Consider the following 14,327-nt stretch of genomic DNA (forward strand, 5'->3'; position numbering starts at 1 on the left):
AGCGCGTAGCGCGATGAGGAGGAGCCGGGCAAATCGATGTCGCACGCCTGATGGGATACGGTTTGCGTCGTGAGCATGATGCAAATCCACCTTTACGTCGTGGGCATCCCGTTATTGCTGGTGATCGTGCTGGTGGCGCTGATCTGGTCGCGCAAGGGCGTGCATCCGGAGACCTACAAGATGTCGGAGCCGTGGACGCATCCGCCGATCCTGTGGGCGGCAACCGACGAGGCTGTCGGTGGGCACGGTGCGCATCCGGGTCATGGCACATCGGAGTTCAGCGTGGGAGGTGGCGCAAGTGGCAGCTGGTGAGGTCGCAACCGTTACGCCCGTCGAGCTGCCCGTCGGCTCGGTGGTCACCGCCAGCGGACGAATCTCCGCAGTCACCGAGCCCGGCGAGCTGTCGGTGCGCTATCCGTTTCCGATCAAGGATCTGGTCGCTATTGACGATGCGTTGACCTATGCGTCGCGGGCGTCCGACGCGCGGTTCGCGATCTACATCGGCGACCTGGGCAGCGACACCGCCGCTCGGGCCCGCGAGATCCTGGCCAAAGTGCCGACGCCGAACAACGCGGTCCTGCTCGCGGTGTCGCCCGACCAGCATGCGATCGAGGTGGTCTACGGATCGCAGGTGCGCGGGCGGGGCGCCGAATCGGCCGCGCCGCTCGGTGTGGCCGCCGCCAAGTCAGCGTTCGAAAAGGGCGACCTGGTGGACGGGCTAGTCAGCGCGATTCGGGTGCTAAGCGCAGGGATTTCGCCGGCGTAGTTTCTCGGCGCCGCGGCCTAATTTTGCGGCTCAGGGCTGGTTTGGGCCCCCTTAGACTTAAGCGAAACCGCTGATGCTGAGGGAGCCAGATGAGTCAGGACAACCTGTTCACGCAGACCGACGGGCTGCGATCGTTTGCTCAGTCGCACGCCGATGTGGTCTCTGGCCTGACCGGTTTGCTCAACACCGCCGCCGAGGCGAGCGGCGTCCAGACGACGCACGGCCCGATCGCGTCGGCGGTGCACACAGCATTGAGCAGCGCGCTGAGCGCTCGGCACGGCTCGATGCAGAACGTGGTCAACATCGGCAGGAATCTGACCGAGTCTTTGCAGGCGGCTGCCCACGCGTACGAGCAAGTCGACCAGCGGTACGGCGACAAAGCGCGCGCAGCAGGGGAGGCGATCGGCGATGCTCGCGGGACACGGGCCGGCGCGGCCCGCGGTGGTGTACCGGCCACTGGTGGTACACCCACCACCGGTGGTCTAGCGGGCGCTGGTTCCGGTGCGGCGGCGGGAGCCGGTAGCGGCGCCAGCGTGGCCGGTCAAGTGGCGGGCCAGCTGGGTCAGGTCGGAAGTCAGCTCGGTCAGGCGGCGACGGGCATGTTCAAAGGCCAAGCGGGCGGCGGCAAATCCCCGGGACTGCAGCAAGTAGTGCAACCGCTGATGCAGGGTGCGCAGCAAATCGTTCAAACGGCCCAAGGACACGGCGGTCACGGCGAAGCTCAATTGGCCTCCGAAAGCCATGAGCAGGCCGCACCCGGCGACAACACTACGAGCGGCAAAGCGCCGACAGAGCAGGTGACTTTGGCGCGCGATGCGTCGCCGAAAACCGGTGAGACGCCTGCATAAAGGATCGCTAGTTGCGAAGCCACAACGTCAGAGAGCGGGGTTTTTGAGTGGGTGCGCTTGATGCGTTCATGTCCACGTGGTCGAATGCGCGCTCGACGTTGGGGGAAGGTACTCCCCAACAGGGTGCGCAGTTTGATCGCAGCAGTGAGCTGCGGCAGGCGCAAAGTGGGGTGGAGTCGGCGGCGCCGGGATCGCGTTGGACGGGTGCGGCGGCTGATTCCTATGCCGATGCCAACAGCAAGCAGGGCCGGGTGTTGGGGCAGATGGCCGGGCTTGATCAACGCCTTGGTGTTGAGGTGGATCGTTCGGCGGCGGTGGTGGCTGCCGGGCGGCAGAACTTGGATCAGGTCAAGTTGTGGGTGATGGATGCGGCCTCGACGGTGCCGCAGGGTGTGGATCGTGAGCAGGCGCTAATGCCGATCGCCCGCAAGGGCATTGGTGATGTGGTCGACGTCGTCAGGCAAACCAACAACGACCTCAACGCCATCGGTGCGCGGATTCAGACCATCGGCAACGAGTACCAGGCGCTTGGCGACGACAAGGACGGCAAGAAGCCCGACGAGCGTCCCAGCAATGTAGTGGGCGATCGCAACGGAGACAACGAGCCATGGCGGTACCCGTGGGATCCGCCACCCCCGCACGACTCAGCGCCGGGGGGAGGCCGCTGGGACGTTGATAACCAGCCGTACCCACCGGGCCCCGGCGGCGGACCGCCTATGGGACCGTTTCCGGTGCCGCAGCCGGGGCATCGTGACGTCAATCCACCGCGGGTCGGCCCAACTTCGGGTTTGCAGGATGTGGCGCCGACCGCGCCTAACGGCTGGGGTGTGAATCCGCCTATCACGCTGCAGGAGGAGTATCGATTTCGCCTGGTGGGTGAGCAGTTCAATGGTGCCTCTGACCACGTGCGGTGGGTACAGCGAGACGGGATGTGGTACCAAGCCAAGTGGATTGATTATCAATTCGAGGGCGAGCACCTGACGGTGCCGAAGGGCAACACTGGCATGACGGGTGGCCTGCCGCAGATTCCTATTGGCCTAAACGAGTGGCACCCGATGACGATCCAGGAGATTTACGCTGCCCAAGCGCAGAATCAGCGCCTGACGTTCTACCTTCCGGATATTTGCGGCCAACCGTATGTCATTTCGCCCAAAACTCCGAGCATGACTGCGGGATGACGTTGAGTTCGCTACGGGGAAAAAGCTTGACATGGGGGCTGACCGGAGTGCTGCTTATCGCCTGTGGGACCGTGGCGACGGTCTGGCTGATGCGGGACAATTCAAAGACGACTGCGGCTGGTGGTGACTGTGCTGTGGTCAAGCGCCTTGCCGCAGAATGGGTCACGATGTCAGAGTCAGTGAGGGCAGCTGTGGAGTCAGGTCCCGGCGAGCGCAGCGACTTGCTCGCTGCCGCCAACCGCGAGTCTGCGATGAGTGAAAAATTGCACGCTGCAGCAAATTCCGTTTCATCGCCGGCGTTCAAAGACCACTTTGTCAAGTGGGCAGAGGGAGCGGCACTGACAGCACAAATCCAGCGCGACTCGGTCAACCGCCCGTTTCAGGTCGTGTTGCCGCCAGATCTGCAAGCGAAAATGCGCCACGCGGCCCTGCTAACCGATGAGGCTAGCGGTGCTTTACTCCAAGCCTGCCCCGACGCGCACCCAGCGTCGACTCAGCACTGACTTCCTTCCTTGCCAGAGCATTGATGCCTCGGAATACTTATCGATATGAGTGACCCCGGCTCGCCAGACCCGCGAGCGAAATACCGCAAGCTGCCGGCGACAGTAAAGGCGGCCGACACCGTCGAGTCTGTTGACACCACGGCGGATTCCACAGGCGATACCGACGTGAACGAGGGAGCTCGTCCGTACCTGAGATCGATACTCGGACCTTGGACGCGATAAGAATCTTCGCGGTTTATCCGAATTGCATTTTGGCTGGCTTAGCGGAGCCGCGCTCACCCGCCGTCGATCCGCCGGTCGGCTGATCGGACGGGCACGGCTGACGGCGGGAGGCCGCAAACAATATACCGGCCGGCGCAATTGCGGGCAGTCAGAGGGGATTTCAGTCAGCAACTCAAACTTCATGTCAAGGGGTCATAGCGCGGGCCATTAGAATTATGCGGACACTGACTCCTAGAAAGGGGTGCCGAGTGGGTGCGCTTGATGCGTTCCTGTCGACGTGGTCGAATGCGCGCTCGACGTTGGGGGAAGGCACACCGCAACAGGGTGCGCAGTTTGATCGCAGCAGTGAGTTGCGGCAGGCGCAAAGTGGGGTGGAGTCGGCGGCGCCGGGATCGCGGTGGACGGGTGCGGCGGCTGATTCCTATGCCGACGCCAACAGCAAGCAGGGTCGGGTGTTGGGGCAGATGGCGGGGCTTGATCAACGCCTTGGTGTTGAGGTGGATCGCTCGGCGGCTGTGGTGGCTGCCGGGCGGCAGAACTTGGATCAGGTTAAGCAGTGGGTGATGGATGCGGCCTCGACGGTGCCGCAGGGTGTGGATCGTGAGCAGGCGCTAATGCCGATCGCGCGCAAGGGTATTGGTGATGTGGCCGAGGTCGTCAGGCAAACCAACAACGACCTCAATGCCATCGGTGCGCGGATTCAGACCATCGGCAACGAGTACCAGGCGCTTGGCGACGACAAGGACGGCAAGAAGGATCCCAGCAACCCGACAGATCCCAAAGACCCGAGAGACATAAACAAATTCGGCCCCGAAGAAAAGTACCCGCCGGAGTTCCGCCAGGCTAACTTCGATGTGAGTCAGGTGTTGGCCGGCACGGCGACGCCGGAACAATTGGCGCGGGTTCGGTCGGGGCTGGCGTTATCTCCTCAGCAGCAAGCCGATTACGAAGCAGGACGGCACGTCGACCTGACCGACCACCAGAAGCTGATTCTGGGGCAGATGCAATCGCAGATGAACGGCATGTCGGTCAGCGACATCCGTGCAGCCGAGCAACGCCTCGGCGAAGACAAACATCTGATCGGTGACGCGCTGCAGATGATGAGCAGCGATAAATTCGACTACACAAAGGTGACCTGGTCCGTGTTTGGTCCCCCCACCGAGACAGTCCAGGGCGGAGCGGACCAATTGCCCACCTCGGTCAGGGATGTGCTAACCCGGCCGGCGGCCGAAACGCATTCGCTTCCAGTTCCGGGCGGTCCGTCGGCATCTGTCACGGGCTACCCGACGATCAACGAACTGCGCGACTTGGCCGGCATCGTTCAGGACGGAAACCCGGCGCTACAGCAGGGAACATATCTTGATCACGCGCTGCTGGACAAAGGCGCGGAGATGCTAGCCGCCGAACAGATTGACAACAAAAACCCCGCGAACGTCGAACCCAACCAACAGCAGGTCGACCCGACCGTTCAAGATATCTTCCGCGCCGCAGGGCGGGACACCATCGTTGATCACGACGTGCTCACCGGTCCGAACGGGCAGACGCTGCTGCAGAACATGAGTACCCATGACTGGGCGGATAACGGTGCTGCAGCAAGCACGTTGACGAACTGGATCCACGATGCCGCCGGGTCAAGCAACGACGCGGTCGCTACCCGCGCCGGAGAAACGGCCCATGCGCTTGCCAGCTACCTCGGTAGTGACGCCGGCAAAGGCCTTCTGAACATTGAAACGAATCCGTTTACGCACACACATACCACTGTTGGCCAGCTCAATCCCGACCTGCTTCGCGGGTATTCCAACGCACTGATCCCGTATCAGGACGCCATGGTGGGGGACTATCACGGCACCAAGGGATTCACAGCACTCGATGGGTTTGAGCATGGCGAGCTTCCGAAGACTCGGCAGCTGTTCGCCATCATGGATTCAGACTGGGATCCCAAGAATCCGAATACTGCGGCCAACGCATTCAACCAAGCAGCCTATGAACACGCCCTTCGCTACGAGCACGAATTCGGCGTCGCGGCCAGTGAGGGCGATGTCAATGACCCCAGTAGTCCTCATCGACTCGATATGGCTAGGGCGGGAGCACTTGCCGGCTTGGTCGAAGCCGGGGCCAAGGACGCGACCGGTTACAGCAACGAGCAGTCGCTGGCGAACGCCAAAGCGGCGTATGACATCAAGAAGACCGCTTTGGATTTCATGTTCGGCCAAGCCACGAGCCACATACCCGGCGTCGGCGGTATCATCAACGAGCTAGGTAAAAGTACGATTAATGACGCTTTCCTCGGCAAAGAGCCGACACTTGAGAATGGTCATGTGGTGGAACACCGATCGATACAAGACGAGCAAAACCTGGCCTACTATACAATCGCGAGTCCGTTGATTGCGAATGATCCTAATTCGCATATACCGGCGCAATATTTTGCACCCGATGGCCACTTATTGAGTCCCACGGAAATTCAAAACAGCGAAAATTTGGGCTCGGGTGAATTGGCCAGCTATTACGCCAGCTTGAATGAGTATCTTGAGCAGCATGGTCTTGGTAGCGACGTTGATGTGAAATTTCGCGACAGCTACGAAAATGTAACTCGTTGATGGCAATGATACGGCTGGCCCAGTTCATTGCCGCGGCTATGCTTCTGTTGGCCGGCTGCACCGCTTCGACACCCGCGTTGCCGCCTGCCGGCGACACAAGCCAGATTCACGACCTAGTAGCTGGTCCGGGGGGCGCGGATTTCCTATCCAGCTTGAGCACATACAAATGGCCCGATGGCGGAGCGAGCGCCGCTGGACTTTTTGGGTGGATCCCCCGTGACGCCGCATCGACAGATTCGGTGGTCGCGACCCGGGCGGGCGAAACTGCTCACGCCCTGGCGAGGTTCCTGGGCACGCATGAGTCCGAGCTTCTCAGCGTGCGTACTGGGCGGTTCGGTCTAAAACACCGGGACCTTGGAGCACTGAACCCGAAGTTGGTGCAAGGATACGCCGCTGCACTGACCCCTTTCCAAGGGGCAATTGCGTGCGACTCAAGCAATAGCCGAGGATTCGACTTATTAGGCGAGGATTGCGCGTCAGCCATTGTCTATGCGCGCTCGATATTTACTCTATTGAATACAGACCCGGTAGCTGCGTCCGACTTCTCGGAGGCGGCTTACAGACACATGGATGCTTACATCGAGAGGTTCGCTGAGGGCGTTGGCAAGCGGGCGGCAACGTTTCCCCAGGGTCCGCAGGTAGCGGGAAGGCTTTTGGGTCTGGTCACCGTCGGCGCGTCACGTTCTGGGATAAAAGTCCCCACCGTGCAGGATGCGGAAAACCGTGCCTACTATCTGACCGCCAAGGCCGTGCTCCCAAAAGGAACTAACCCGGGGCTGCCACCTGAGTACTTCGCGAACGGCGAGTTGATGTCGCCGGAGGACATCGACAAAAAGCTGGGTAGCGATGCGCTCGCCGATTATTACGCCAGCCTGGCGACGTACCTCAGGGGTGTCGATGATGCGGAATCGCACATATCGAAGGATCTCCGTCAGGCGTACTGGGCGGCGACAGGAAAGCCTTAAGACGGCTGCTGCCGCAATTTCTGATGTAATGAGTTCTTTGCGCAGCCCGACGTCGCTTGCTCGACTCCGACGAGATTTGCCGCGCTATGCCAAGCCCTGGCGCACCTAGACTTATGTATTGTGAGCGGGCTCGATGAGTTTTACACCGTCTGGTCGAATGCCCGCTCGACGATGGGGCAGGGTCACCCGCAAGATGGCGCTCAATTCGACAACAGCTCTGCCTTGCGCCAGATGCAGACCGGTGTCGAGGCGGCGGCGCCGGGCTCGCGGTGGACGGGCGCAGCGGCCGACGCTTACTCGGAGGCGAACAGCACGCAGGCCCGCGTGCTCGGTCACATGGCCGGACTCGATCAGCGGCTCGGCGCCGAAGTGGATCGCTCTGCTGCGGTCGTGATTGCCGGGCGGCGGAACCTCGACGAGATAAAGCAGTGTCGGCTGCCAGGTGAATGGGACCACTTCAGTGCTGGTTTTGCCATGAGCATGGGACCACCTGTTTGCCATTGATGGGACCACCTGGCTGGCGTTTTGCCAGTTATGGGACCACCCCGGCGTGGCTTCGGGTCTTCCGGTTGTTGGGCCGCTGTATTGGCCAAATGAGCTACCGGGAGGTGTCGGTGATCGAGGTTGTGGAGATGCTGCGGCTGTGGTTGCAGGGGCGGGGATTGCGGGAGGTGGCCCGGCTATCGGGAACCGACCGTAAGACGGTGCGCCGGTATGTCGATCGGGCGCGGGCGTGTGGGCTCGACCGTGACGGCGGTGAGTGTCAGCTGTCTGATGAGTTGATCGCGGCGGTGATCGCCGAGGTTCGCCCGCATCGGCCGGCCGGCAAGAGCCTGGCATGGGAAGCTATCGCCGCCGAGCATGAACGGATCAAGGCCTGGCTCAAAGACGGGCTGACGTTGACCAAGGTCCACACCTTGTTGGGACGTCGGGGTGTGGTGGTGTCGTATCGGACTCTGAATCGTTATGCCACAACTGAATTGGACTTCGGTCGGCGCCAGGCCACGGTGCCGGTGGCCGATTGTGAACCCGGCGCGGAGGTGCAGGTTGACTTCGGGCGGCTCGGCATGCTCACCGACGCTAGCGATGGTCGCCGTCGGGTGGTGCACGGGTTGATCTTTACCGCGGTGTACTCACGGCACATGTTCGTCTGGCCCACCTACCGCCAGACCCTAGCCGATGTGGTCGCCGGGTTTGAGGCGGCGTGGAAGTTCTTCGGTGGGGTGTTTTCGGTGGTGATACCGGACAACATGAAGGCCATCGTCATCGCCGCTGATGCCACCGAGCCCCGGCTCAATGATTCCTTCCGTGAGTACGCCCAGTCGCGTGGGTTCGCGATCGATCCGGCGCGGGTCCGCAGCCCGAAAGATAAGCCGCGGGTGGAGCGCATGGTGTCCTATGTGCGGTCGAATTTCTATGCCGGAGAAGACTTCCGGGATCTCGATGACTGTCGTAGCCGCGCCGAGCAGTGGTGTCGCGATACCGCGGGGATGCGCATCCATGGCACCACCCGGCTTCGTCCGGCCGAGGTGTTCACCGCTGACGAACTCCCGGCGCTGAAGCCGGTGCCCGACACCGTGTTCGACGTTCCGGTCTGGACGCACCCGAAGGTGGCCCCGGATCGGCATGTGCAGGTCGCCAAGGCGCTCTACAGCGTGCCCGGTGAGTTGATCGGCAAGCGCATCGCTGCCCGCGCCGATGCGCACTCGGTGAAGCTGTACTGGCGTGGTGAGCTGATCAAGGTCCACCCGCGGGTGGCGCCCGGCCGCCGTCACACCGATCCGGCTGATCTGCCCTCGGAGGTGTCGGTCTATGCCATGCGTGACATCACCACGCTGCAGCGCAAGGCCGCCGCGCACGGCGCTTATGTGGGCACGTATGCGTCCGCGGTGCTCGAGCATCCGTTGCCGTGGACCAAGATGCGCCAGGTCTACCGGTTGCTGGGGTTGGTGCGCCGCCACGGCGGCGCCGCGGTCGACGATGCCTGCCGGCGCGCTCTGGACGCCGAGGTCATCGACGTCGGGCTCATCGAACGGATCCTGACCCGCAATGGCGGGGAACAACTCCCGCTGATACCCAAACCGCCGGCACAGGCGTCGCGGTTCGTGCGCCACAGTTCGGATTTCGCGGTGCGGAGGCCCTCGTGAGCCCCACCCGCCCCGACGCCGCGCCGGCGGTCAAACCGATCGAGGTCTCCGCCGACCTCAAAGCGTTGATGCGTCGCCTCAAGCTGGGTCAGCTGCTCGACACCCTGCCCGAACGGTTGGCGTTGGCCCGCACCAACCGGCTGCCGCATCACGATTTTCTGGAGCTGCTGTTCGCCGACGAGGTCACCCGCCGCGACCGCGAATCCGCAGCCCGACGCGCCAAGGCCGCCCACCTCGATCCGGCGATGCAGTTGCAGGCCTGGGACGACTCCGCCGCGGTGGCCTTCGATCAGCAGCTGTGGGCCGAGCTGACCTCGCTGCGGTTTTTGGCCGATGCCTACAACGTGCTCATCATGGGGCCGGTCGGAGTGGGAAAGACGTTCCTGGCCAACGCATTAGGACATATCGCCGTCCGCCGCGGGCGCAGCGTGCACACCGAGCGGGCCGACAAATTGTTCAAACGCCTGCGCGGGGCACGCCTGGACGGCAGCTACGAAGACGAGATGCGCAAGCTGCATCGCGTCGAACTGCTCATCGTCGATGATCTGGCGCTGCACCGGCTGGAGGCCACCGAAACGACGGACTTCTACGAGCTGATCGTCGAGCGCCACCGCAAGGCCTCCACGATCATCACCAGCAACCGGGAACCACCCGAGATCCTGACCATGATGGCCGACCCGCTACTGGCCCAATCAGCGATGGACCGGCTGCAATCAGCGGCCTACGAACTCGTCGTCGAAGGCCAGTCCTACCGGCAACGCCAAAAGCCAAAGCCGGTCCCTCCGACTGCGTCGGATTGACCGGCAACGGCTCCGTCAGTCACCATCAACACGGCCCGTGACCGGAAGACGAACTGGTCCCATCCTCATGGCAAACCAGTGGTCCCATCACCCTGGCAGGCGACAAGCAGTGGGTGCAAGATGCTGCATCGACAGTGCCACCTGGTGCGGACCGTGAACAGGCGTTAATACCTATCGCCCGCAAGGGAATTAGCGATGTCTCTGACGTCATCAAGCAGAGCAACGGTGACCTCAGCGCGATTGGCGAGCGGATCCGGGCCATCGGCGAGGAATACCGAGCCCTCGGTGGACCAAAGGAAGGCAAGGGGCCCGGCGAGCCGGGCCCCGGCGACCCTGAACCAGTGAACAAATACGAGCAGGCGTTGCGGGACGCCGGTCTGCTCACTGGTCCGAGTCCGGACGGCTATTACAAGAGATGGCTGGAAAACGCCGAGCGCAACGGCGTGCCGCCGCAGGAAATTGTCAAGATCGCCAGAGAGCAGCACATCACTCCGGACAGTTTCAAAGTGCTAGAGGGGATGGAGGAGATCAAGGACAAAGAAGGCAAGTCGTTCTTCCTGATCCCCAACGGCATGAGCCCGGCCGACATGCAAAAAGCCACGCTGATGACCTACATCCTCAACGCGGGTACCGGCTACGGTAAACAGCCGCCGGGCGTGCAGAACGATTTCCCCGAGACCCCGTACTCCGCGGCGGAGGTTCAGCGGATCGTCGACCGGCAGAAAGCCAACAGTTGGAGCTACGACGAAGCCTGGGTGGTCAACGGTACGGGCGGGAGTTTGGTCACGACCCCCAATGGGATGTTGATGGGCCTCGGTGGCTGGCCGGCGGACCATCTCAGCGTGCAGGGAGGCAACACCCACGGTGACGTTTTCCTGGCCAACATCGATCGCTCGGACGACCCCGCTGAGCAGCTCCGCGATATCGTCCATTCCGGAAACAGCTGGCAGATGGACAGCCACGGCAAGCCGTACGAAACCGCCCTGGATCTGGATCGCGTACTGCACCACGAGGAGCGACACTCACAGCAATGGGCCCGATTGGGCCCGGTGCGGATGAGCGCGGAATACATCGCGGCATCGGTACGAGAGAAGCTCTTCGGTACGCCGAACAAGTTCGAGGTGGACGCCGGTTTGCATGACGGGGGCTACGAGTGATGCGCAGGGTCGGTGCGCTGCTGGTATTAGCGACGTTGGTGACCGGATGTGATCCTCTGGGAAAGGCGTCGTTAGACCCGGCCTTCGGTGCGCGTGTCACCGACGGAAAACTGCAGATTTGGACGGGATCACGATGCGTGGGCGTGACCGACATCAGCGTGTCCTTCGAGCCGGGGAGGACAGAGTTAAAGCTGAGCTCGCGCAGTGAAACCGGCGTGGACATCGAATATTTCACGCTCGACGGACCGTATCCAGCGGGCCTGGAAGTCTCGAAGCCGCTGCCTGACGGATTCGATTGGCGCGCCGAGAAGTCGATGTTCCTCTCGCCCCACGGCGGTACCAGCCATTGGGGGACGAGCACGGACCTCGCCGAGGTCATCAAAGGATCCGACCAGCACCCGCGCGACACCTATTGGTTCCAAGGCGTCGGTTGGCTCAACCCCGCCGACGTGGCGGCCAAGGACGGCAAAACGTTCCTCGCCGTGTGCACCCCCGACCCGGCAAAGAACGTTAGACGCCCGCGTCGAACCGTCGGGCCCGCAACGCGCGCTTGACTCCCGCCTGCCCCTCGAGCACCAACCTGCGCAATGCCGGCGGCACATCGGGATTCGCCAGGAACCTGTCCGCGGCGGCGATGCCCTCGTCGGTGATGTCCCACGACGGATACAAGCCAACGACCACCGTCTGCGCGACCTCGCTGGACCGGCGCTCCCACACACCGGGTATCACCGCGAAATACCGCTCGGTGAACGGCTTTAAGAGCTCCGCCTGACCCGGCGCGACGATGCCGGCGATGATCGACCGGCCGGTGACATTGGGCAGCGTGTCGTCTTCGGTCACCGTGGTCCACGCTTCTTCTTTGACCGCCAATTGCGGCCTGGCTGCCGACGCCTGGGCGCCGTGCCGCTTGCCGGCAGCGGTCGGGTCGCGCTGTACCTCGGCGTCGATGACGTCGGTATCGATCACCCCGGATCTGGCCAGCGCGGTGACGATGCGCCAGCGCAGGTCTGTGTCGACGGTCAGGCCGGCCAGACCCTGCCGGGCCGGATCCCCGTCGAGCAACGCCGACAACACCGACGTGTGGCGCTCGGACAACACCGACGAGCACAGCGCGTTGACGAACGCCAACTGGTGATCCGATCCCGCTTCGGCGTCACGGGCCAACTCCAGCAACCGGTCCGCGAACGCAGGCCACCCTTCGGTGTCGGCCCACTGCGGCTCGGCGTAAGAACCCAACGCGGTCTGCGCCTGCATCAAAAGCCGCTGCGCCACCCCGACTTCGGTTTCGGCGACGACGCCACGCGACACCAACGCCACGAAGTCGCGGGCCCGCAGCTCGGCCTCCCGAGTCATCTCCCAGGCCGCCGACCACACCAGCGTGCGCGGCAGCGGCTCGGCGATGTCGGCAATACGCTCCAGCGCGGTCTCAAGCGAGACGGCGTCGAGCCGCAGCGAGCAGTAGGTCAGGTCGTCGTCGTTGACCAGGACCAGCTTGCCTCGCGGAACTCCAACCAGTGCAGGCACTTCCGTACTCGCACCCTCGACGTCGAGCTCTTCGCGATGCACGCGAACCAACCTGCCGGTTCCATCGTCGTCGTAGATACCTACGGCAAGTCGATGCACCCGCGTCTCACCGGCGCCCGGCGCGGCGCCACTTTGGGTGACAGCGAACCGGGTGAACTTTCCGTCGGCGTCGACGTCGAAATCGGCGCGCAATGTGTTCAGGCCGGTGGTCTTCAGCCACTGCCGTCCCCAATCGGATAGGTCGCGGCCCGAGGCCTTTTCCAGCGCGGTCAACAAGTCGTCGAAGGTCGCGTTGTCATAGGCATGTGTGCGGAAGTAGTCGCGCAGACCGGCCAGAAAATTCTCCAGCCCGACATAGGCCACCAGTTGTTTGAGCACTGAAGCGCCCTTGGCATAGGTGATCCCGTCGAAGTTCACCTCGACGGCGGCCAGGTCGGGAATGTCGGCGGCCACCGGATGCGTGGACGGCAGTTGGTCTTGGCGGTAGGCCCACGATTTCTCCGCGTTGGCGAAAGTCGTCCACGCTTCCGTGAATTCGGTTGCCTCGCTTTGGCACAGCACCGAGGCGAACGTTGCGAACGATTCGTTGAGCCACAGGTCGTCCCACCACCGCATGGTGACCAGGTCGCCGAACCACATGTGTGCCATCTCGTGCAGCAGGGTCTCGGCGCGCCGCTCATATGATGCCCGTGTGACCTTGCTGCGAAAGACGTAGTCCTCCAGGAATGTGACCGCCCCGGCGTTTTCCATTGCGCCGGCGTTGAATTCCGGAACGAACAGCTGGTCGTATTTGCCGAACGCATACGGCACACCAAAGTGCTTGTGGTAGAAGCCGAAACCTTGCTTGGTGTGGGTGAACAACCGCTCGGCGTCCATGAACTCCGCCAGGGACGCCCGGCAGAAAATCCCAAGTGGGATCTCGCCGTGATCGTCGACGTAGGTGTCGTCCCAGCGGGCATACGGTCCGGCGATCAACGCCACGAGGTACGTGCTCATCCGCGGCGTGGTGGCGAAGGTGTGCACGCCGTGCTCGACGCTTACGGTGGCTCCGTTGGACACCACCTGCCAGTGCGCGGGCGCGGTCACCGTCACGTCGAACGTGGCCTTGAGGTCGGGCTGGTCGAAACAAGCGAACATTCGCTTGGCATCGGCGGTTTCAAATTGCGAGTACAGATACACCTCGTCGTCGACCGGGTCGACGAAACGGTGCAGACCTTCGCCGGTGTTGGAGTACCGGCAGACGGCATCCACCACGACAACGTTGCGTTCGGCCAGCCCGCTGAGCGGGATGCCGATCGATTCGTCGTAGCCGGACACGTCGAGTTCCCGGCCGTTGAGGGTTGCGCTGTGAATCGTGTCGGCGGCGATGTCGATGACAGTGTCGGCGCCGGGGAGTGCGTCGAACTCCACGGTCGTGGTCGACCGGAAGGTGCGCTCGCCGGGCGCGCCGTTGCCGTCGGCGAGATCCAGGCTGATCCGGTAGCTGTCGACGGTGATCAGCGCTGCGCGCTCGACCGCCTGCTCGCGGGTGAGGTTGGGAAGTGCCACGTGTCCAACCTAAAGGCGATCGCAAGCGCGGCGCAGCCGGGCGAAGCGGGTCGCCGCGCAAATCCAGCGGCG

At 63.0% G+C, this 14,327-nt stretch carries 13 protein-coding genes; 12 read left to right on the forward strand and 1 reads right to left on the reverse strand.

The window, feature by feature from the left end:
* Window positions 1-78 precede the first annotated feature (78 nt).
* From ctaJ to MSP7336_RS24265, 12 genes are all read left to right on the forward strand, one after another.
* On the forward strand, window positions 79-312 hold the full coding sequence (gene ctaJ, locus MSP7336_RS13975; RefSeq protein ID WP_069394655.1) for an aa3-type cytochrome oxidase subunit CtaJ: 234 nt from the start codon (window positions 79-81) through the stop codon (window positions 310-312).
* Window positions 299-766: a DUF5130 domain-containing protein gene (locus MSP7336_RS13980; RefSeq protein ID WP_069394551.1), complete on the forward strand. Its 468-nt coding sequence runs from the start codon at window positions 299-301 to the stop codon at window positions 764-766. Before ctaJ ends, MSP7336_RS13980 begins: the two co-directional genes overlap by 14 nt.
* An 89-nt stretch (window positions 767-855) precedes the next feature.
* The gene (locus MSP7336_RS13985) at window positions 856-1,614 is read left to right on the forward strand and encodes a type VII secretion target (RefSeq protein WP_113963947.1); all 759 of its coding nucleotides are present in this window, start codon (window positions 856-858) and stop codon (window positions 1,612-1,614) included.
* 47 nt (window positions 1,615-1,661) lie between these two features.
* On the forward strand, window positions 1,662-2,792 hold the full coding sequence (locus MSP7336_RS13990; protein ID WP_069394553.1) for an EspA/EspE family type VII secretion system effector: 1,131 nt from the start codon (window positions 1,662-1,664) through the stop codon (window positions 2,790-2,792).
* A complete protein-coding gene (locus MSP7336_RS13995) occupies window positions 2,789-3,295 on the forward strand; it encodes a hypothetical protein (RefSeq protein ID WP_139819757.1) in 507 nt (168 codons plus the stop codon). Before MSP7336_RS13990 ends, MSP7336_RS13995 begins: the two co-directional genes overlap by 4 nt.
* Window positions 3,296-3,765: 470 nt before the next feature.
* Entirely contained in the window at window positions 3,766-6,114 is a 2,349-nt protein-coding gene (locus MSP7336_RS14000) for a TPR repeat domain-containing protein (protein ID WP_113963948.1), read from the forward strand.
* Between the two features lie 566 nt (window positions 6,115-6,680).
* A complete protein-coding gene (locus MSP7336_RS23570; RefSeq protein WP_139819758.1) occupies window positions 6,681-7,079 on the forward strand; it encodes a hypothetical protein in 399 nt (132 codons plus the stop codon).
* A 120-nt stretch (window positions 7,080-7,199) separates the two neighbouring features.
* Window positions 7,200-7,583 carry an EspA/EspE family type VII secretion system effector gene (locus tag MSP7336_RS14010; RefSeq protein ID WP_113963950.1) on the forward strand — a complete coding sequence of 128 codons (384 nt, stop codon included), beginning with the start codon at window positions 7,200-7,202 and terminating at the stop codon, window positions 7,581-7,583.
* Window positions 7,584-7,672: 89 nt separating this feature from the next.
* Window positions 7,673-9,226, forward strand: coding sequence for an IS21 family transposase (gene istA / locus MSP7336_RS14015; RefSeq protein ID WP_113963393.1), 1,554 nt, complete (start codon window positions 7,673-7,675; stop codon window positions 9,224-9,226).
* On the forward strand, window positions 9,223-10,026 hold the full coding sequence (locus MSP7336_RS14020) for an ATP-binding protein (protein WP_113963002.1): 804 nt from the start codon (window positions 9,223-9,225) through the stop codon (window positions 10,024-10,026). The genes istA and MSP7336_RS14020 overlap by 4 nt, the downstream gene beginning before the upstream one ends.
* A gap of 134 nt (window positions 10,027-10,160) precedes the next feature.
* Complete coding sequence (locus MSP7336_RS14025; protein ID WP_244917461.1) at window positions 10,161-11,183, forward strand: ESX-1 secretion-associated protein; 1,023 nt, start codon at window positions 10,161-10,163, stop codon at window positions 11,181-11,183.
* Window positions 11,184-11,326: 143 nt separating this feature from the next.
* Window positions 11,327-11,737 carry a hypothetical protein gene (locus MSP7336_RS24265; RefSeq protein WP_142706790.1) on the forward strand — a complete coding sequence of 137 codons (411 nt, stop codon included), beginning with the start codon at window positions 11,327-11,329 and terminating at the stop codon, window positions 11,735-11,737.
* Here MSP7336_RS24265 and pepN read toward each other — a convergent pair.
* Window positions 11,694-14,255 (reverse strand): aminopeptidase N, encoded by a 2,562-nt coding sequence (pepN, locus tag MSP7336_RS14035; protein ID WP_113963952.1) that lies wholly within the window; start codon window positions 14,253-14,255, stop codon window positions 11,694-11,696. The genes MSP7336_RS24265 and pepN overlap by 44 nt on opposite strands.
* Between the last annotated feature and the right edge of the window lie 72 nt (window positions 14,256-14,327).

Source organism: Mycobacterium shimoidei (genome assembly GCF_900417275.1).
GTDB lineage: Bacteria > Actinomycetota > Actinomycetes > Mycobacteriales > Mycobacteriaceae > Mycobacterium > Mycobacterium shimoidei.

Bases quoted from the DNA above. Each gene is read 5' to 3' on its own strand.
- ctaJ (WP_069394655.1), top strand. From the start codon at position 79: ATGCAAATCCACCTTTACGTCGTGGGCATCCCGTTATTGCTGGTGATC.
- MSP7336_RS13985 (WP_113963947.1), top strand. From the start codon at position 856: ATGAGTCAGGACAACCTGTTCACGCAGACCGACGGGCTGCGATCGTTT.
- MSP7336_RS13995 (WP_139819757.1), top strand. From the start codon at position 2,789: ATGACGTTGAGTTCGCTACGGGGAAAAAGCTTGACATGGGGGCTGACC.
- MSP7336_RS23570 (WP_139819758.1), top strand. From the start codon at position 6,681: ATGGATGCTTACATCGAGAGGTTCGCTGAGGGCGTTGGCAAGCGGGCG.
- istA (WP_113963393.1), top strand. From the start codon at position 7,673: ATGAGCTACCGGGAGGTGTCGGTGATCGAGGTTGTGGAGATGCTGCGG.